Source organism: uncultured Tenacibaculum sp. (genome assembly GCF_947495995.1).
Lineage (GTDB): Bacteria > Bacteroidota > Bacteroidia > Flavobacteriales > Flavobacteriaceae > Polaribacter.
The window spans coordinates 1-21,967 of sequence record NZ_CANMAX010000014.1 but is presented as its reverse complement, the minus strand read 5'-3'; the positions used below and the strand labels follow the sequence as shown (position 1 = coordinate 21,967).

The window sequence follows — 21,967 nt, the reverse complement described above, 5'->3', positions numbered from 1 at the left end:
ATATTTTATATGAAAGATCAAGGCTTGTATTTAAACGAGTTTGAAAGAGACAACTGTGGTGCTGGATTCATATGTAACTTAAAAGGAAAAAAGTCGAATCAAATTATTCATGATGCTTTAGAGATTTTAATAAAATTAGAACACAGAGGAGCAGTTAGTGCAGATGGTAGAACTGGTGATGGAGCTGGTATTTTAATAGATATTCCACACGATTTCTTTAAGAGAGTGTGTAATTTTGATTTACCTGAAGTAAAAGAGTATGCAGTCGGACAAGTTTTTTTACCTAGAAAATTCAATCAAAGCAGTTATTGTGAAAATGTTTTAGAAGATGAATTTAAAAAACAAGGATTAAAAGTTTTAGGTTGGAGAGATGTACCTGTTGACACATCAAATTTGGGTGCTGTAGCAGCGAAAACACAACCTAAAATCAAACAAGTTTTTGTTACTAAAGGAGAGAAAGAACTAACAGATTTACAGTTTAATGCAAAACTATTTGCAGCAAGAAAAATTAGCGAACATACGGTAGCAAGTTCAAAGATTTCTGAATCTAATTATTTCTATTTATCTAGTCTTTCAACAACAACATTAATTTATAAAGGTCTATTAATGCCAGAAGATATTGGGCGTTTTTATGTAGACTTGAAACAGCCAGATTTAGTAACAAGATTAGCATTAGTGCATCAGAGATTCTCAACAAATACATTCCCGTCTTGGGATTTGGCTCAACCATTCAGATTCATGTGTCACAATGGAGAGATCAATACTTTAAAAGGGAATGTGAAACGTATGTTAGCTCGTCAAGAGTTAATGGCTTCTGAATTATTTGGAGATGATATGAAAAAGTTATTTCCAATTATCACTGAAGGAAAATCAGATTCTGCTTCAATGGACATGGCAGTTGAATTATTATTAATGACAGGTAGATCGCTTCCTGAAGTAATGATGATGTTAGTTCCTGAAGCTTGGGAGAAAGACAAAACAATGAGTGCTGAAAAAAGAGCATTCTACGAATATAATTCGTGCATTATGGAACCTTGGGATGGTCCTGCTTCTGTTCCTTTTACTGATGGAAATTATATTGGAGCATTATTAGATAGAAACGGATTGAGACCTTCAAGATATACAGTTACCAAGCGAGGTAATGTTGTAATGTCTTCAGAAATAGGAGTTTTAAATATAAAGCCAGATAACGTAGTTAAACATGGTAGATTAGAACCAGGAAAAATGTTCTTGGTAGATATGAATGCTGGAAGAATTATTGAAGATGAAGAAATTAAAGAGAAAATAGTTTCTAAACATCCGTATCAAGAATGGTTGAATGAACATTCACTTCCGCTAGCTAAAATACCATATACAAACAACTCTATACCTAAAGAAAAAACAGACTATAAAACAAGACTACGTTTATTTGGTTATACTACTGAAGAAATAGATCACTTAATTGCTCCTATGGCTACTGAAGGTAAAGAAGCGATTGGATCTATGGGAACAGATACTCCATTAGCTGTACTTTCAGATAAATCACAATTACTTTATAATTATTTCAAGCAGTTATTCGCTCAAGTTACCAATCCACCTTTAGATGGAATTAGAGAGGAAATAATTACTGATATCAGTTTAGCATTAGGATCAGATCGAAACATTTTTCATGTGATTCCAGAGCAAGCTAAAAAGTTAAGAATTCAAAATCCTGTAATTTCAAATGAAGATTTAGATAAACTTAAAAATCTTGAACACGAGGATTTTAAAGCCGTAACTATTCCAATGCTTTTTCCATTAGAAAAAGGAGTTAACGGAATTGAAAATGCATTAGAAGGGATTCTATATAAAGCAACAGTTGCTGTTGAAGATGAGGGCGCAAATATTATTATTTTATCAGATAGAGGAGTAAATAAAGAGTGGGCACCAATTCCTGCTTTATTAGCATGTTCTTATCTACATAATTCAATGTATAGAAAAGGAACTCGTTCTAAAATAGGAATCATTATAGAAAGTGCAGAACCTAGAGAACCACATCATTTTGCAACATTGTTTGGTTACGGAGCAAGTGCCATAAATCCGTACATGGTAAACGAAATTATCGCTCATCAAGTCGAGAAAGGAGAAATTCCAGATATACAAGTTGGTACAGCTGTAAAAAACTTTAATAAAGCCATAGGTAAAGGTTTATTAAAGATTATGAATAAGATCGGAATTTCAACATTACATTCTTATCGAGCTTCTCAAATTTTTGAAATTTTAGGGTTAAAGAAAACATTTACAGATAAATATTTCCCAGGAACTCCATCAAGAATTGGAGGGATTGGTTTGTATGTACTTCAAAAAGAAATCTATAAAAGATGTACAGAATCATTTAGAGATAAGAATATAGATTCAGTTTTAGATTTAGAAATCGGTGGAGATTATCGTTGGAGAAGAAATGGTGAACGTCATATGTTTAATCCAACAACAGTTTCTAAATTACAGCAAGCAGTTCGTTCTAAAAGTAAGGAAAGTTATAAAGTTTATGCAGATAAAATTAACAAGCAATCTAAAGAGTTAATGACACTTAGAGGATTGTTCGAATTTGTAAACTTAGACCCTATTCCGATTGAAGAAGTAGAACCTTGGACAGAAATTGTAAAACGTTTTAAAACAGGAGCAATGTCTTATGGATCTATAAGTCAAGAAGCTCATGAAAATTTAGCGATTGCAATGAACAGAATTGGAGGAAAATCTAATTCTGGTGAAGGAGGAGAAAATAAAGAGCGATTTAAAAAATTATCTAACGGTGATTCTAAAAATAGTGCTATTAAACAGGTAGCCTCAGGTAGATTTGGAGTAACTAGTAATTATTTGACGAATGCTAAGGAAATCCAAATTAAAATGGCTCAGGGAGCTAAACCAGGAGAAGGTGGACAATTACCTGGGAAAAAAGTATTGCCTTGGATTGCAGAGGTTAGAAATTCTACACCTTATGTGGGATTAATTTCACCACCACCACATCACGATATTTATTCGATTGAAGATTTAGCACAGTTAATTTTTGATTTAAAAAATGCGAATAGAGAAGCAAGAATTAATGTAAAGTTAGTTTCTAAAGTTGGAGTTGGAACCATTGCTGCTGGTGTTGCAAAAGCAAAAGCAGATGTAATTTTAGTTTCAGGTTTCGATGGAGGTACAGGTGCTTCTCCTTTAACTTCTCTAAAACATGCTGGTTTACCTTGGGAATTGGGAGTTGCTGAAGCACAACAGACTTTGGTGATGAATAATTTACGTAATCGTGTGGTTTTAGAATGTGATGGACAATTAAAAACGGGTAGAGATGTAGCAATAGCATGTTTATTAGGAGCAGAAGAATTTGGTTTTGCAACGGCGCCTTTAGTGGCTTCTGGTTGTATTATGATGCGTCAATGTCATTTAAATACTTGTCCAGTAGGAATTGCTACGCAAGATCCAGAGCTTCGTAAAAACTTCAAAGGAACTCCAGAACATGTAATTAACTTCATGTATTTCGTTGCAGAAGAAGTTCGTCAGATTATGGCAACTTTAGGGTTCAGATCTATTAAAGAAATGGTTGGTCAGGTTGAAAAGTTAAATGTAGATAATGCTATAGATCACTATAAAGCAAAAGGAATAGATGCTTCGGCAATTTTACATAAAGTGAATGCTAATGATAATCCGATTTTATACAATACAGAAAAGCAAGATCACGGATTAGAAAAAGTATTAGATCTAAAAATAGTAGACGATGCTAAAGGAGCAATTAAAAATAAAATTAAATCAGAATTCACCTATGAAATTCAAAATACAAACCGTTCAGTAGGAGCTTTAACAAGTAATGAAATTTCTAAACTTCATGGATCAGAAGGGTTGCCAGAAGATACGTTAACGTTACAATTTAAAGGTTCTGCTGGACAAAGTTTTGGAGCGTTTGCAATCAAAGGTTTAAAAATGGTTGTTGATGGTGAAACTAATGATTATTTAGGAAAAGGTTTATCTGGAGCTAAGATTATTGTGAAGAAACCTCAAGAAGCAGATTTCGTTGCAGAAGAAAATATTATTGTTGGAAATGTATGTTTTTATGGAGCTGTAACTGGTGAAGCTTATATCAACGGAATAGCTGGTGAACGTTTCTGTGTTAGAAATTCAGGAATTACTGCTGTTGTCGAAGGAATTGGAGATCACGGTTGTGAATATATGACAGGTGGTAAAGTTGTAGTACTTGGTAAAACAGGTCGAAATTTTGCTGCAGGAATGAGTGGAGGAATTGCATATGTGTATGATCCGTCTCATCAATTTAGAAATGAATTATGTAATCTAGAAATGGTTGAATTAGTGCATTTAGAAACTGAAGATCAAAAAGATTTAAAATCAATGATTGAAAAGCACAAAGATTATACAAATAGTGGCTTAGCAGAAAAGATTTTAGGTGATTGGGAAGTGAATAAAATGGACTTTATAAAAGTGTACCCAACAGATTACAGATTAGCATTAGAAAGAATAGCAGAAGAACAAACAACTAAAATAACAGCTTAGATTATGGGAGAATTAGGAGGATTTAAAAAATACGAACGTAAGCAAGAAGTAAATACTGCTGTTAAAGATCGAGTACAAAATTTTAAAGAATTTACGAGCCCGTTATCTGCAACAGAGCAACAAAAACAAGGTTCTCGTTGTATGGATTGTGGAATTCCATTTTGTCATAGCGGTTGTCCGTTAGGGAATTTAATTCCTGATTTTAACGATATGGTGCATAAAGGAGAATGGAAAAAAGCTTTAGATATTTTACATTCTACAAATAACTTCCCAGAATTTACAGGAAGATTATGTCCAGCTCCTTGTGAAAAAGCTTGTGTTTTAGGAATAATAGATCAACCTGTATCTATTGAAAATACTGAAAAGTATATCGTAGAGAAAGGTTTTGAAAAAGGTTGGATAAAACCGAAATTACCAAACTTTAGAACAGGAAAAACTGTAGCTGTTGTTGGATCAGGTCCAGCAGGATTAGCAGCTGCTCAACAATTAAACAGAGCAGGGCATTCAGTTACGGTATTCGAAAGAGAAGATAAAATAGGTGGATTACTACGTTACGGAATTCCTAACTTTAAATTAGAAAAAGAAGTTATAGACAGAAGAGTTAAGATTCTAGAAGCAGAAGGTATTACTTTCAAAACAAATGCTAATATTGGTGTTACTGTTCCAGTAGAAAAACTAAATGAATTTGATGCAGTGGTTTTATGCGGAGGAGCAACAAAAGCTAGAGGATTAAATATTCCTGGAAGTGATGCAAAAGGTGTGCATCAAGCTATGGATTTCTTAACTAAGCAGACTAAAGCCTTATTTAACTCTGATTTAGAGAGTGAAATTATTAGTGCAGAAGGTAAAGATGTTATCGTAATTGGTGGAGGAGATACTGGTTCAGATTGTATCGGAACTTCAAATAGACATGGAGCAAAATCAGTAACGAACTTCGAAATTATGCCAAAACCACCTAAGGCTAGAAGTATTAAAACACCTTGGCCATTTTGGCCTTTGCAACTAAAAACAAGTTCTTCTCACGAAGAAGGTTGCGATCGTAATTGGTTGATAAATACCAAAGAGTTTGTAAAAAATGATAAAGGTGAATTAACTGCTTTAAAAACAGTTGAGGTAGAATGGAAAATAATTCCAGGTGAACGTCCTCAGTTAATAGAAATCGAAGGAACAGAAAAAACTTGGCCTTGCGATTTGGTCTTTTTAGCTCTTGGATTTACTGGTCCAGAAAAAACTTTGCCAGAGTTATTGAATTTAGATTTAGATTATCGATCTAATATAAAAGCGAGTATAAATAACTATCAAACTAATGTGCCAAAAATCTTTACAGCTGGCGATATGCGTAGAGGTCAGTCACTTATTGTTTGGGCAATTTCTGAAGGAAGACAAGCTGCTCACCATGTCGATGCATTCCTAATGGGAAGCTCAAGTTTACCATTAAAAGATAGTAACGATTTGTTGAGTGCGTAATGTTTTTGAAAATAATATTAGGATTATTCAAAAAAAAATAACAATATTTGCCGTATCAGATGAATACAAGAATTTTAAATATCATTTCTATTATTGTCGTTGTGATTATTATTTCACAAGGATAGAGGAAGTGATACTATAAATTTAAAGAATATATACAAAGGCTTCCTAATATTTAGGAAGCCTTTTTTGATTTAAACACATGAATAGATTTTTAAACATCATTATTAGCATTGTCATTATTAGCTCACCACCGAGTTGATATAGATAGCTATTGTTTAAAAAAGCCTGTATCAACTAGTTGATACAGGCTTTTTTTTTGACTATTGATTATCGTCTTGAATGGTGTTTAAGTTATTGATTTTTAGGTTTTTAAATTTGTTTTTAATTACTTAAAAATCATGAGTTTAAAAGTTTTTAAAAAAGAATAAAAAAAGGATAAAATAAATTAGAATCATAAATAAAGAAGCATGTATTTCGATGAACAAAGTGTAGTTTTTTTTAATGGTGAATTCATAAAAGCAACTGATGCTAAAATGAATACATACAGTCAAAGCTTACATTACGGTAATGGAGTTTTTGAAGGTGTTAGATCTTACAAAACCAAAAATGGAGCAAAGATTTTTAAGTCTTATGAACATTACAAACGCTTAAAATATGGAATTGATGTCATGGGCTTGCAGTTTAATTATTCAGAAGAAGAATTAACAGAAATAACCTACAAACTTTTAGAATTAAATAAGTTAGAAGACGCTTATATAAGACCTCTAGTTTACGCTGGGGCTAACATGGGATTAACAACTTCATTAGAAACGAATGTTGTAATACAATGCTGGAATTGGGCAAAATTAATGGGTGATAAATTACTTCGAGTTAAAACATCAAAATTTCAACGTCCAAATCCAAATTCTTGTTTCGTAGAAGCTAAAGTAACAGGACATTATGTAAACTCAATTTTATCTACAAATGAAGTGAAAAGTCAAGGATACGATGAAGCTTTATTATTAGATATGAATGGAAATGTAGCTGAATGTTCAGGTGCTAACATCTTCATGGAAAAAGATGGGAAAATATATACTCCACCAAGAGGCCATATTATGGCAGGAATTACTAGAGCTACAGTAATCGATTTATGTAGAGAAGAAGGAATTCCAGTAGAAGAAAAACATTTCACATTAGATGAATTAAAAACTGCAGATGCATGTTTTTTCACAGGAACAGCGGCGGAAGTAGTAGGCTTAGAATCTATAGATGAATATCAATTTCCAATGGATTGGAAAACATCACACGGACATAATTTAATGAAACTATATAAAGCAGAAGTACTAGAAGAAAGAGTACATGAAAAAGCACTTTAAAATGGAATTGAACAAATTTAGTAAACGAGTAACTCAAGACGATACACAACCCGCAGCACAAGCAATGTTACATGCATTAGGGTTAACTCACGAAGATTTAAAGAAACCTTTTGTAGGAATTGCAAGTACAGGATACGAAGGAAATCCTTGTAACATGCATTTAAACGACTTGGCCAAATTGGTAAAGCAAGGAACGAAAAATGTAGACTTGGTTGGTTTGATTTTTAATACCATCGGAGTTTCTGATGGAATTTCTATGGGAACGCCAGGTATGCGTTATTCTTTACCGTCACGAGATGTAATTGCAGATTCTATGGAAACTGTAGTGCAAGCAATGTCATACGATGGTTTGGTAACTGTTGTTGGGTGTGATAAAAATATGCCTGGAGCCCTAATGGCAATGTTACGTTTAAATAGACCGTCAGTTTTAGTGTATGGTGGAACAATTGCTTCTGGTTGTCATGAAGGCAAAAAACTAGATATCGTTTCTGCTTTTGAAGCTTGGGGAAGTAAAGTTGCAGGAACTATTACACAAAATGAATATCAGAGTGTGATAGAAAAAGCAATTCCTGGAGCTGGAGCTTGTGGAGGTATGTATACTGCAAATACAATGGCTTCAGCTATTGAAGCTTTAGGTATGAGTTTACCTTACAATTCTTCAAATCCTGCGATTAGTAATAATAAAGAAGAAGAGTCAATAAAAGCAGGAGAAGCACTTCGTGTGTTATTAGAAAAAGACATTAAACCCTCAGATATTGTTACAAAGAAATCACTAGAAAATGCAGTTCGTTTGGTAACTGTAATGGGAGGTTCTACAAATGCTGTTTTACATTTTTTGGCTATTGCTAAAGCAGCAGATGTGAAATTTACATTGGAAGATTTCCAACGTATTTCAGATGAAACTCCTTTTCTAGCTGATTTAAAACCAAGTGGACAATACTTAATGGAAGACGTGCATAGAGTTGGAGGAACGCCAGCAGTGTTAAAATATCTTTTAGAAAAAGGATTGTTGCATGGAGACTGTTTAACAGTTACGGGGAAAACTTTAGCTGAAAACTTAATAGAAGTTCCAAGTCTTACCAACGGACAAGAAGTAATAAAGTCTGTTGATAATCCAATTAAAGAAACTGGGCATTTAAGAATGTTATACGGAAATCTTGCTAAAGATGGATCTGTAGCAAAAATTACTGGTAAGGAAGGATTGTTTTTCTCTGGAAAAGCTAAAGTTTATGAAGGTGAATTTGCAGCTAACGATGGAATTAAAAATGGAGAAGTACAAAAAGGTGATGTAGTTGTAATTCGTTATGAAGGACCGAAAGGCGGACCAGGAATGCCAGAAATGTTAAAACCAACAGCTGCTATTATGGGAGCTGGATTAGGAAAAGAGGTTGCATTAATTACAGATGGTAGATTTTCTGGCGGAACTCACGGATTTGTAGTTGGTCATATTACTCCTGAAGCTCAAGAAGGTGGAGTAATTGCATTGGTAAAAGATGGAGATGTAATTTCTATTAATGCGCAAACGAATACAATTAATCTTGAAGTTTCTGATGAAGAACTGGAAGCTAGAAGAAAAGAATGGAAAGCTCCTCCATTAAAAGTAAACAGAGGAGTACTTTATAAATATGCAAGAACAGTAGCATCCGCATCTAATGGATGTGTAACAGATGAATTTTAAATAGCAACAACATGGAAACTAGAACAAAAAAAGTTAAAGAGCAGAGTGTAAAAACTAGTGTGACAATTTCTGGTGCAGAGGCAGTCATAAAATGTTTGTTGGCAGAAGGAGTCGATTTGTTATACGGATATCCAGGTGGAGCAATTATGCCTGTTTATGATGAATTGTATAAATATCAAAAAGAATTAAATCATGTTTTAACTCGTCATGAACAAGGAGCAACACATGCAGCTCAAGGTTATGCTAGAGCTACAGGTAAAGTTGGTGTTGCAATTGCAACTTCCGGACCCGGAGCAACAAATTTAATTACAGGAATTGCAGATGCTCAGATTGATTCTACACCAATGGTTTGTATTACAGGTCAGGTTGCAGAACATTTATTAGGAACAGATGCATTTCAAGAAACAGATATCGTTGGTATTTCTACACCTGTTACCAAATGGAATTATCAAATAACTAAAGCTTCAGAAATCCCAGAGGTTTTCGCAAAAGCTTTTTATATCGCTCGTTCGGGTAGACCTGGGCCAGTTTTAATTGATATTACAAAAAATGCTCAGTTCGAAAAGTTTGAGTTTTCTTACGAAGCTTGTACAGCTGTACGTAGTTACCAGCCTGTACCAGAATTAGATGTAAATGCTGTGAAAGAAGCGGCAAACCTAATTAATGGAGCTAAAAAACCAATGGTAATTTTTGGACAAGGAGTAATATTAGGTGAAGCAGAAGAAGAGTTTAAAGCATTTATTGAAAAAGCTGGAATCCCTTCTGCATGGACACTTTTAGGTTTATCTGCCTTACCAACTTCTCATGAATTAAATGTTGGAATGGTTGGAATGCATGGAAATTATGGACCTAACCGATTAACGAATGAATGTGACGTTTTAATTGCTGTAGGAATGCGATTTGATGATCGTGTAACGGGTGATTTAAGTCGTTATGCAACACAGGCTAAGGTTGTTCATTTTGAAATTGATCCCGCAGAGATTAATAAAAATGTAAAAGCAGATGTTGCAGTTTTAGGGAATGCGAAAGAAAGTTTACAAGCAATACTTCCGTACCTAAAAGATAATGAACATAAGTCTTGGTTACAAGAATTTAGAGATCACGATGCAATTGAGTTCGACAAAGTCATCAAGAAAGATTTATATCCTACAAAAGATGGTTTAACCATGGGTGAAGTAATTAAAGAAATTAATAATGCTTCTGAAGGAAATGCTATTGTAGTTACAGATGTGGGTCAGCATCAAATGATTGCTTGTCGATATGCGAATTTCAACAAGAGCAAAAGTAATATTACTTCAGGTGGTTTAGGAACTATGGGGTTTGCTTTACCAGCGGCAATTGGTGCAAAAATGGGAACTCCTGAGCGAGAAGTTGTTGCAGTAATTGGAGACGGTGGTTACCAAATGACAATCCAAGAGTTGGGAACAATTTTACAAACAAAAGCAGCGGTTAAAATTGTGGTATTAAATAACGAATTCTTAGGAATGGTTCGTCAATGGCAACAATTATTTTTCGATAAAAGATATGCATCAACAACGATGACAAATCCAGATTTTGTAGCCATTGCTAAAGGATATCATATCGATGCTAAGAGAGTAACACAACGAGAGGAGTTAGCTGATGCAGTTTCAGAAATGATGGCATCAGAAGAAGCATTTTTCTTAGAAGTGTGTGTAGAGAAAGAAGATAATGTATTTCCAATGATACCCACAGGGTCATCAGTTTCAGAGGTAAGATTAAGTTAAGAATTATGAGTGAAAAGCAAACGTATACCGTATCTATATATACTGAAAATAACATTGGAGTTCTAAATAGAATTTCAGCAATATTTCAAAGAAGACATATCAATTTAGAGAGTGTCAATGTATCAAAATCTGAAATAAAAAGTGTATCGAGAATTACGCTATTGGTTAGAATAGCAGAAGATCAAATGCAAAAGATTTTAGGTCAGTTAGAAAAGCAAATAGAAGTGATTAAAGCCTTTTGTCATACTGACGAAGAAACTGTGTATCAAGAATCATGTTTATTCAAGTTGCGTACAGATTTACTTACTGAAAACGATGAAATTCAGAAGGTAATCAACAGTAGTAAATCAAGAGTGATTAACATTAATAAAGACTTTTTTGTTTTAGAAAAATCAGGAACAAAAGAAGAGGTAGAAGAGTTATATCATTTACTTAACAAACATGGAATTAAGCAATTTGTTCGATCAGGTCGAATTGCAATTACAAAAGAAGAAATGCCTGTATCAGAACTATTAGAATCAATTAAAAAATAAAAACTTACGAGTCATGAAAAATTATTTTAATCAATTATCATTAAGAGAGCAATTAGAGCAATTAGGAAAATGTAGATTTATGGAATCTGCTGAGTTTTCTGAAGGTATCAAAGCACTTGAAGGTAAAAAAGTAGTGATTGTAGGTTGTGGAGCACAAGGTTTAAACCAAGGTTTAAACATGCGAGATTCTGGTTTAGATGTTTCGTATGCTTTACGTGAAAATTCAATTAAAGAGCAACGTCAATCGTATAAAAATGCAATGGAGAATAATTTTGTAGTAGGAACTTACGATGAGTTAATTCCGTCTGCAGATTTAGTGTGTAATTTAACACCAGACAAACAACACAGCAATGTAGTAAAAGCTGTAATGCCTTTAATGAAAGAAGGCGCAACACTATCGTATTCTCATGGATTTAATATTGTTGAAGAAGGAACACAAGTTCGTAAAGATTTAACAGTGATTATGGTAGCTCCAAAATGTCCTGGTAGTGAAGTTCGTGAAGAATATAAAAGAGGTTTTGGAGTACCAACTTTAATTGCTGTGCATCCAGCAAATGATCCTCAAGGAAAAGGATTAGCTGAAGCTAAAGCTTATGCTTATGCAACAGGTGGACATAGAGCTGGAGTTTTAGAATCTTCTTTTGTGGCTGAGGTAAAATCTGATTTAATGGGAGAGCAAACGATTTTATGTGGAGTATTACAAACAGCATCAATTCTATGTTTTGATAAAATTGTAGCAGATGGTGTAGAACCACATTTTGCCAGTAAATTGATTCAGTTCGGATGGGAAACCATTACAGAAGCATTAAAGCATGGTGGAATTACAAATATGATGGATCGTTTATCAAATCCAGCGAAAATTAAAGCATATCATTTATCAGAAGAATTAAAAGATATTTTAAGACCATTGTTTGAAAAACATATGGACGATATTATGTCTGGTCATTTTTCATCTAAGATGATGGAAGATTGGGGAAATGATGATAAAAATTTATTGACTTGGAGAGCTGATACTGCCGAAACTGGTTTCGAAAAAACAGAAGCTACTGAAGTTGCAGTTTCTGAACAAGATTATTTTGACAAAGGAACATTATTGGTTGCTTTTGTGAAATCGGGAGTAGAATTAGCTTTTGAAACTATGGTTGCTTCAGGAATTATTGAAGAGTCTGCATATTACGAGTCTTTACATGAGCTTCCTTTAATAGCGAATACTGTTGCAAGAAAGAAATTATATGAAATGAACCGAATTATTTCTGATACTGCTGAGTATGGTTGTTATTTATTCGATCATGCAGCTAAACCATTGTTACAAGATTTTATGACTACAGTAACAACTGATTTAGTAGGAAAGAATTTTAGTTCATCTAATAGTGTAGATAATGCAGAATTGATTAAGGTTAATAAAGCGATTAGAAATCACCCTATTGAAGAAGTAGGAGAACGTTTAAGAGAAGCAATGACAGCTATGAAAGCAATAAAAGAAGAAAAACTAGCATCAGAATTGGTGTTATCGTAATCTATGAAAACTACAGTAAAGAAGATATATTTTCCAGAATTATCGGCAATTCAAAAAGCTGCTGTTACACTCAAAGGTGTGGCAGCGGTAACGCCGTTGCAAGAAAATTATAATCTTTCTAATACATTTAATGCAAATATATTTTTAAAACGAGAAGATCTTCAGCAAGTACGTTCTTACAAAATTAGAGGAGCGTATAACAAGATTAATTCCTTAACTGCTAAAGAAGTTGAAAAAGGAATTGTTTGCGCAAGTGCAGGAAATCATGCACAAGGAGTAGCTTTAGCTTGTCGTAAAAAAGAAATATCAGGAACTATTTTCATGCCAGCTCCAACTCCAAAACAAAAAGTAGAGCAAGTTCGAATGTTTGGAGGTTCATATGTGAAAATTGAATTAGTTGGTGATACTTTCGATGATTCTTACACAAGTGCTAGAACTTTTGCAGATCATAATAATATCACTTTCGTTCATCCTTTTGATGACGAAAAGGTAATTGAAGGGCAAGGTACAGTAGGATTGGAAATTATTAATCAGTCCAATACTGCTATCGATTACGTTTTTGTGCCAGTAGGAGGGGGAGGTTTAGCTTCTGGATTATCTTCAGTTTTTAAATATCTTTCTCCTCACACAAAAATTATCGGTGTAGAACCTGCTGGAGCGCCTTCAATGAAAGAAGCGTTAACCAAAGGTTTGCCTATTAAGTTACACGATATCGATAAGTTTGTTGATGGTGCAGCTGTACAACAAGTAGGAACATTAACACATCAAATTTGTACTGAAAATTTAGATGGAATGATAACTGTACCTGAAGGTCAAGTTTGTCAAACTATATTAGAAATGTATAATAAGGAAGCGATAGTTGTTGAGCCTGCAGGAGCCTTAACGGTAAGTGCATTACATCAATTTAAAGATGAGTTAGCAGGAAAAAATATCGTTTGTGTGATTAGCGGAAGTAATAATGATATTACTAGAACTGCTGAAATTAAAGAACGTGCGTTGCTTCATAACGGATTGAAACACTATTTCATCATACGTTTCCCACAGAGAGCAGGAGCTCTAAAAGAATTTGTAATGAATGTTTTAGGAGAAAACGATGACATTACTTTTTTTGAATATTCTAAAAAAACAACTCGAGAAAACGGACCAGCAGTTGTAGGTATTGAATTGGTAGATAGTAAAGATTTACATCCTCTAATTGAAAGAATGAAAAGATTGAATTTCTACGGAGAATATCTCAACGACAAGCCTAATCTTTTTGAGTTTCTTGTGTAATTATTTAAATAGTTAAAGCCAAGTTTAAAACTTGGCTTTTTTTCTTGTAAAGATTACTTAATTAATTTTTTAACTTCCTCAAATAGATTATCATCAAAGTTTATATGTTTTATAATTTTTCCTTCTGGACTTATTATAAAGCCTGAAGGAATTGATTCCACTCCATAATTAAAAGCAGTTTTACTTCTGCTCATATTTTTTAAGTTAGATGTATTAATAGATTTCAACTGTAATTGTTCGCTCATAGATTTCCATTCTTCGTGACCAACATCAAAAGAAAAATTAAAAACAACAAGGTCTTTGTCTTTATACTTTTTTTCTAACTCTGGAAATTGTTGCATCTTTTTAACACAAGGTGAACACCATGCAGCCCAAAAATTAAGTAATACATATTTTCCTTTAAAGTCAGAAAGTTTAACTGTTTTTCCTTGTAAGTCTTTTGTAATAATGATTAGGAGCTAAATCACCTATTTGCACTCCAGACGATAAAATATAATCTTTTAAAAGTTTTCCTTTTGGAGATTGTTGTAAGTCTTTTGATAATTTGTTATAATAGTTCTCTAATAATTCTTTAGAATAATTATGTTTTAATTTAATTAATTCGTCTAGAGAAAAGTAATTGTTAGGGTTGTCAATGAAAAAATCATAAGAAGCATCGATCTGTTTATTTAATAGTTGATTAAGCTTTTGTTTTTTATTGAGAGTATCTTTATTGTTATTGTATAAATCGGTATATCTTTTATGAAATGGTTTTATTTTGTTAGTGTACTGTTTTAAAGCTTCATTAATTTTTCCTCCTCTAACTTCTAGATTATAATTCAGTCCTAGTTTTTTAGCTATCTCTTTAGAAGTATTGAGTGTTACTTTATTATGTTCCATCCAAAATAGAACAGTTAATGTATCTTCCACTACACGTATTGCTGCTTCGAAAGGATACTTAGTAGTTCCTTTGAATTCTATTATTCCATCTTTAACTGTAGTAGAATCTACTACTTTCATAATATCATAGTTAAATAATAATACGTTAGCGTTTTCTGTAATATTTTCAATATTAGCTTTAAAATGATATTGATCTTTGTCTTTTGTAGTACAACTACTAATTATAAAAAGAAGACTAGTTATAAAAAGATATTTTATTATTTGTTTGATATAGAAGAAGTGTAATTTCTTGTATGGAAAAAATCTATTTAACCTTGATTAAATTCTTCAGCGGATATATCATCATTTCCACCAGTATCATATCCTCCATAAATAAAATGAGGATTTGTTAATTCAAAATCAGTAAATTGTTCTAACATAATTAATTGTTTTTAGTTGATTCTTCAGTTTTATTGTTCATAGCTTTAATAAATAAAATAGTGAAGTTTAAGGTAGTTAACCATATGTTCTCTAAATTTAAAGAGAAAAGACTTCATATACTTTACAACCGTTAAAAAAATCACGATTTTATAGTGTTTTGGCTATTTTTTTGTCATTTTTTTAAAATATATCTTTTTTAATACATTGTTAATTAGTATATTAGTAGAGTTGTTAAAATGTGAGTTAATGATTATTACTTCATTTTAATTAACATAAGTTCTTATTATTTTCTTATAGATTTTAAAGAAAAAATTAGTTTCATTTAAACATTTAACCCCCCGTATCATGAATAAAAAACTAAAGTTTTCGACACTTCTATTACTATTGTATATAGTCAATGTCAGTCCCCAGTCTTCACAGACATGTACAAATTCTGTTGACGATCCAGTTTTAGATCTAAACAGTATTACAAAGTGCTCTATCGAAAGAAATACCGATAATAAAGCACAAAAAGTTACCGTTCAAGTTACTTCAAGAAGAAGAGTAATTCGAAAGAGAGATAAAGCCACAGGTATATCTTCTAGCAAAACGTATTCACACAAATTAGCTTCTATAAAAAAGAAAGTTAACATAGTTAATTCTTTAGTAGATGTTAATAAAGAAGAAGTTCCGAGTGTACTTCCTTTCGATTATGTAGATCAAATTCCGCTTTTTGAGAGTTGTAAATCTGTTCCTATTTATAGTCAGGAGCGTTGTTTTAAAGTAAAATTACGTACTCATATCAAGAAAAATTTAAAATACCCAGTTAGTGCCTATGAAAGAGGTATACAGGGTAGAGTATATGCGCATTTCTCTATTGGTAAAGACGGGAGCGTAGAAAATTTAAAAATCGTTTCACCTTATAAAGGAGATTTATTAGGAAAAGAAGCAAAACGTATTATTAAAAAACTTCCGAAGTTTATGCCGGGAGAACATAATGGTACTAAGGTTTCTGTAAAATACGGATTACCGATAACATTTAAAATTCCAGGAAAAAGACCTACTAACATTAGAAAGTCTAAAGATGGAAAAATTAAAGAATCAATTTATAGTTTTTCGTCATTAGATGAAATTCCTCAATTCGATTCTTGTAAAAAATCAAAAGACGATTCAATCACGTGTTTTAATGAAAGTTTAATTAAACACATTCAAAGTTATTTTGCATATCCTGAAGAAGCTAAAATGAAAAACTTAGAAGGGAATGTAATCGTGAATTTTGTAGTAGATAAAAAAGGTAATGTGGTTAATATTACTGCAAATGGACCAGAGAATGCAAAAATTCTAGAAGTTGCAGCTACAAGATTTGTTGAAAAACTACCAAGATTAAAACCAGGGAAAAAAGAAGGAAAGAATGTTAATACTTCATATTCATTTCCGATTGATTTCAAGTTACACTAAATAAATAACAATTTTAAAGTATATGCAGATAGCATCTAATTTCTTAGATGTTGTCTGACTATACACTCTATTTCCCCTAAAACTCAAACAAGTTTTAAATCAATTACACCTTACATATGAAAAAACTATTTACAATTTTTAGTTTGTTGTGTCTTTCATTGATGTCGTTTGCCCAAGATATAGAAGTAAAGGGTAAAGTATTAGATGAAATAACAAGAGAACCTTTACCCGGAGTATTTATTTTACTCAAACAATCTTCTGTAACTGCTGAAACTGAATTCGATGGAAGTTATATAATAAAGGCAGCTATCGGAAAGGTTTTAGAATTTAGTTATCCAGGTTATGTTAAAAAAACAGTAGTGGTAACAAGTTCTATTATAGATGTTGAGTTAGAAATAGACACCGAGTCTAGTTTTTTAAATGAAGTAGTAATTATTGGTTATGGTTCTAAACGAAAAGAGTTGGTTTCAGGTGCTTATGGAACAATTAAACCTGAGGAAATAGAAAAGAACAATCCGCAACGAATAGAACAAGCCTTACAAGGAAGAACTGCGGGAGTTCAAGTATCGTCAAATTCTGGTTCTCCAGGATCTTCGTATAATATTCGAATTAGAGGAATTACAACTAATGGAGATAATTCACCATTAGTACTTGTTGACGGAGTGCAAATAGGACCAGATTTGAGTATTATAGATCCGAACGATATTGAAAAAATCGATATCATTAAAGATGCAAGTACAGCAATATATGGAGTAAGAGGTGCGAATGGAGTAATTCTAATCACTACAAAATCTGGTACGAATAATACCGAAACAAAATTCACGTATAATTCTACTTTAACTCTACAAGAAACTACCAAAAAACTGAATTTATTAGGTGGATTAGAATATGCTGCGCTTGTAAATGAAACTGTAGCGGCAGATGGAGGAACAATTCCTTTTCAACTTCAAAATATAAATACAGTTACCGATTGGCAAGATGAGTTGTTTGAAACAGCAACAATGACAACACATCATATCGGGGCTTCTGGAGGAGGAGAAACATATAACTTTAATATTAGTGGTAGTTTTCTAGATCAACAAGGAATTATTGCGCCAAGCAAATCAAATTTTTCAAGAGCTACAATTAGAAGTAATCTAGGATTGAATTTAACTAAGAAATTAAAGTTAAATACCTTATTGTTATACACTAATACAAAAAGAAGAGCAATTCCTGAAGGAAGTAGAGGTTCAATTTTGTATTATGCTACAAATGCTTCGCCGTTAACTCCGATTTTTGACGGTACAGATGGTTCCGGACCGTCACGTGGTTTTTCTTATATCGGTACAGAACAAGGAAACGAAATCGTAAATCCGTTTGCTGTAATCGATAATACTTACAATGAAACTAAAGTGAATCGATTTACGGGTAAAATAGAGTTAGAATACGATTTGTTTAAGAATTTTAAATTAATAAGTAGAAACAGTTTTAATTATTCAAATGTATTTTCAAGAGGTTATAATCCATTGCAATATTATGGAGAAAATAAAGTAGTAAATACGGTTCAATTAGATCCTGTTACTGGAGCTTTTAATTTAGACAGAAACGGAGATGGAGATCGAGATGTGTTTAGTCGTGTAAATGAAAATAATCAGAATTTCTTTTCATTCATTTCAGAAAACTTTTTTAATTATGATTTCACTTTAGGAGAATATCATAATTTTCAAACCACATTAGGTTTATCCATTACAAAAGAACAAAGCAACGGGTTATTCGGAGCAGGATTCTTAACAGGAAATGATTCTTGGGAAAACGCATTTTTGTTCAACACACAATCATTTATTATTGATGACGATGATGTTGGTTCTAATGATATTCGAGAAACAATAAATTCAAGTTCATTCTCAATAGAAGATCGTTACACGTCAATATTTGCTCGTTTACAATACGATTATAACGAAAAGTATCTGTTTTCTGCAATATTACGTAGAGATGCTTCAACACGATTTGGTCCAAATAACAGAGTTGCTTATTTACCATCTTTTACGGGAGGATGGGTAATTCACAACGAAGATTTTATGGAAGAAACTGGAGTTTCTAACTTAAAATTAAGAGGAAGTTGGGGACAAGTAGGTAACGATAAAATTAATCCTTATCAATGGTTAGGAACACTTCAAGGAATTAATGGCGATGCAACATATCCATTTGGCGATGTATTGTCTTTCGGAAATGCTGTTGGAGTACTTTCAAATCCAGATCTTCAATGGGAAACAACTACGCAAACAAACATCGGGTTCGATTTAGGCTTTTTTGATAATAATTTGAATTTCACTTTCGATTATTATAATAAACGTACTGAAGATTTATTAGTTGTACCAGAAATTTCAGCGTTATTAGGAACAGCTGCACCAGGTAGTGGAGCTCCTTTTGTAAATGCAGGAATTGTAGAAAATAACGGAATCGAATTATCTTTAAACTACACACATTATTTTACAGATGATGTTTCTCTAGATGTAAATTACAACATCACAACAATCAACAATACGGTAATTGATGTTAATAATGACGCAGGATTTATTCCAGGAGGTTTATTCGGATTAAATCAGCGACCTTCTAGAATGCAAAACGGATTACCAATTGGTGTTTTCTACGGATTACAAACTGATGGAGTTTTTCAAACACAAGCAGAAATCGATGCATTAGCAGTTGATCGTGATGGAGATGGAAATTTAGATGAATATCAGCCAGGAGCAGCTCCAGGAGATTTAAAATATGTTGATGTTGATGGAAATGGATTTATAGAATTTGGTAGCGAAAATGATTTAACGGTTTTAGGAGATCCAATTCCAGATTTTACTATGGGTGGAGGTTTCAATGTTAAATTTTATGGTTTCGATTTTGGAGCATCTTTTTATGCTTCTATAGGAAACGAAATCGTACGTAGTTACGAGCGTTTTCTAACCTACAGTAATAAGTTATCATTATATAATGGAAGATGGACAGGTCCGGGTACTTCTAACGAAATACCGAGAGCTTCTACAAATGCAGCAAATAATCAATTGTTCTCATCTTTTTATGTAGAAGACGGTTCATTTTTAAGAATCCAAAATGTACAATTTGGCTACACACTTAGTCCAGATCAAATTAAAGGAATCGACTTTTTACGACTGTATTTTTCAATAAACAATTTATACACTTTCACAAAGTATAGAGGTTACGATCCTGATATCACAAATGCAAGCGCAATTGGAGCAGGAGTAGATTTAGGTCAGTATCCACAGCCTAGAATGTTTATTACAGGAATTAAAGTTTCATTTTAAATCAGCAAAACCATGAAGAACACTATAAAATTAATAATGGTAGTAGTATTTGTTACACTATTTGGTTGTGATGATTACTTAGAAGTTTTACCACCAGGACAAGAAAATACAGAGAACTTTTTTAATTCTGCTGAAGATTATGAAAATGCATTAATAGGAGTTTATGATTTATTATCTACTACGTATTTGAATCAAATATTAGGAGAAATTGCTTCAGACAATAGTTTATGTGGAGGAGAAAATCCTACTGATGTTTTAGATTGGCAACAAATAGATGATATGACGCATAATCCAGATAATGGAGCTTTACGAAATATATTTCAATGGATGTATGCCGGAATAAGTCGAGCAAATTATATTATTGAATTTAAAGACAAAACAGATTTCGATCGAAAAAATCAAGTACTTGCAGAAACCAAGTTTTTAAGATCGTATTACTATTTTGAATTAGTGAAATTTTTTGGAGGAGTGCCAATGTACTTAGATAAAAGAATAAGTATAGAAGAAGCTCAATCTATAAACAAATCAACTAAAGAAGAAATTTATACACAATTAGAAAGAGATTTATTTGAGGTTGCCAATATTTTACCTTGGCAACAATCACAACCTGGTAGAGCCACGAGAGGGGCAGCTTTGGCTCTATTGGGTAAAGTATATCTATATCAAGAGAAATATTCAGATGCTGCTCAAACTTTCGATTTAGTTATTAATTCTGGTCAGTACAGTTTGGTAACAGATTTTGCAATGATCTTTTCTAATCAGAATGAAAACAACTCAGAATCTGTTTTTGAAATTCAGTATTTCGGACAAGAAGGTGGTGGTTTCGGATGTTTCCAATGTGTCGAAGGTAATATCGCCGTTGGTTTTATGGGACCAAGATTCAGAAGTGGAAATTATGCTCCGTATGCAGATGGTTTTAGCTTTAATATTCCGAGTTTGGCTATTGTAAATGCATATCAAGCAGGAGATACAAGACAAGCGGCTACCTTTTTTAATATTAACGATTTTGTTGCAACTAGGCCAGATGTAACATTTACAGTTGGTCATGATCATAACGGATATTTTAATTTTAAATATATTCCTTTTGCTGAAGGAAATGCTCCAGATCCGCATTTAACACACAGTAATAATTACAGAGCAATTCGTTTTGCTGATGTTTTATTGATGGCAGCAGAAGCTCATGTACAAGGAGGAAGTGCAGGTAGTGCACAAATTTATTTAGATCGGGTACGAGACAGAGCTTTTGGAAATACTACGAATAGAATTACAGCAACACTTGCCAATATTTTACAAGAAAGAAGATTAGAATTAGCAGGAGAAGGTCATCGTTTCTTTGATCAAGTGCGTACGGGTGAAACAGCTACAATCCCAGGATTTACTACAGATAAAAATGAATTATTCCCTATTCCAAGAATTGAAATTGAATTGGCAGGAAATAATTGGTGTCAAAATAAAGGATATTCAAGTTCTACATGTTCAGAGCAATAAAACGTAAGATTATGAAGAAAATATATTATATCATATTAGGCTTGTTATTTTTTACAGGCTGTATAGAAGAAGATAGAGACTTGTCTTTTGCTGATAGTATTGTTGCTCCAAGTAATGTTGCTGCAACCTACGCTATTACACAAGATAATACAGGATTAGTAACGATTACACCAACAGCTGATGGTGCAAATAGTTTTAAAATTTACTTTGGAGATGGTACTACTGATTTTGCTGATGTCGAAGCTGGTCAAAGTGTTGATCATACTTATGCAGAAGGGATATACAATGTAAAAATAGAGGCTTTTAATGTAGGCGGATTAAAAACAGAAGTAATACAAGAATTGGTAGTTTCTTTTA

The 21,967-nt window shown here is 32.8% G+C and carries 13 protein-coding genes and 1 pseudogene; 12 read left to right on the top strand and 2 right to left on the bottom strand.

The genetic code is table 11. The features are described from left to right. The first annotated feature begins 9 nt into the window (after positions 1-9). From gltB to ilvA, 8 genes are all read left to right on the top strand, one after another. Positions 10-4,518, top strand: coding sequence for a glutamate synthase large subunit (gene gltB, locus Q1A15_RS20205; RefSeq protein WP_299628147.1), 4,509 nt, complete (start codon positions 10-12; stop codon positions 4,516-4,518). 3 nt (positions 4,519-4,521) lie between these two features. Then, on the top strand, positions 4,522-5,985 hold the full coding sequence (locus Q1A15_RS20200; RefSeq protein ID WP_299628145.1) for a glutamate synthase subunit beta: 1,464 nt from the start codon (positions 4,522-4,524) through the stop codon (positions 5,983-5,985). A 470-nt stretch (positions 5,986-6,455) separates the two neighbouring features. Further along, a complete protein-coding gene (locus Q1A15_RS20195) occupies positions 6,456-7,343 on the top strand; it encodes a branched-chain amino acid transaminase (protein WP_299628142.1) in 888 nt (295 codons plus the stop codon). Position 7,344: 1 nt separating this feature from the next. After that, complete coding sequence (ilvD, locus tag Q1A15_RS20190) at positions 7,345-9,021, top strand: dihydroxy-acid dehydratase (protein WP_095073025.1); 1,677 nt, start codon at positions 7,345-7,347, stop codon at positions 9,019-9,021. A gap of 11 nt (positions 9,022-9,032) precedes the next feature. Further along, entirely contained in the window at positions 9,033-10,766 is a 1,734-nt protein-coding gene (gene ilvB, locus Q1A15_RS20185; RefSeq protein WP_299628138.1) for a biosynthetic-type acetolactate synthase large subunit, read from the top strand. A gap of 5 nt (positions 10,767-10,771) precedes the next feature. After that, positions 10,772-11,299 carry an acetolactate synthase small subunit gene (gene ilvN / locus Q1A15_RS20180; RefSeq protein WP_299628136.1) on the top strand — a complete coding sequence of 176 codons (528 nt, stop codon included), beginning with the start codon at positions 10,772-10,774 and terminating at the stop codon, positions 11,297-11,299. Between the two features lie 13 nt (positions 11,300-11,312). Further along, a complete protein-coding gene (gene ilvC / locus Q1A15_RS20175; RefSeq protein ID WP_299628134.1) occupies positions 11,313-12,815 on the top strand; it encodes a ketol-acid reductoisomerase in 1,503 nt (500 codons plus the stop codon). 3 nt (positions 12,816-12,818) lie between these two features. Then, entirely contained in the window at positions 12,819-14,087 is a 1,269-nt protein-coding gene (gene ilvA, locus Q1A15_RS20170) for a threonine ammonia-lyase IlvA (protein ID WP_299628132.1), read from the top strand. A gap of 53 nt (positions 14,088-14,140) precedes the next feature. On the opposite strand, the gene Q1A15_RS20165 is transcribed toward ilvA, so the two are convergent. Both Q1A15_RS20165 and Q1A15_RS20160 read right to left on the bottom strand, forming a co-directional pair. Beyond that, positions 14,141-14,533, bottom strand: coding sequence for a TlpA disulfide reductase family protein (locus Q1A15_RS20165; protein WP_299628198.1), 393 nt, complete (start codon positions 14,531-14,533; stop codon positions 14,141-14,143). After that, entirely contained in the window at positions 14,502-15,188 is a 687-nt protein-coding gene (locus tag Q1A15_RS20160) for a DUF4369 domain-containing protein (RefSeq protein ID WP_299628196.1), read from the bottom strand. Before Q1A15_RS20160 ends, Q1A15_RS20165 begins: the two co-directional genes overlap by 32 nt. A gap of 543 nt (positions 15,189-15,731) precedes the next feature. On the opposite strand from Q1A15_RS20160, the gene Q1A15_RS20155 reads away from it, so the two are divergent. From Q1A15_RS20155 to Q1A15_RS20140, 4 genes and pseudogenes are all read left to right on the top strand, one after another. Continuing rightward, positions 15,732-16,823, top strand: a complete 1,092-nt coding sequence (locus tag Q1A15_RS20155; RefSeq protein WP_299628130.1) for an energy transducer TonB — start codon at positions 15,732-15,734, stop codon at positions 16,821-16,823. Positions 16,824-16,939: 116 nt separating this feature from the next. Further along, positions 16,940-20,122: a SusC/RagA family TonB-linked outer membrane protein gene (locus Q1A15_RS20150; protein ID WP_299628128.1), complete on the top strand. Its 3,183-nt coding sequence runs from the start codon at positions 16,940-16,942 to the stop codon at positions 20,120-20,122. A 12-nt stretch (positions 20,123-20,134) separates the two neighbouring features. After that, positions 20,135-21,610 carry a RagB/SusD family nutrient uptake outer membrane protein gene (locus tag Q1A15_RS20145; RefSeq protein WP_299628126.1) on the top strand — a complete coding sequence of 492 codons (1,476 nt, stop codon included), beginning with the start codon at positions 20,135-20,137 and terminating at the stop codon, positions 21,608-21,610. An 11-nt stretch (positions 21,611-21,621) separates the two neighbouring features. After that, a pseudogene (locus Q1A15_RS20140) lies at positions 21,622-21,967 on the top strand (hypothetical protein); the annotation flags it as partial.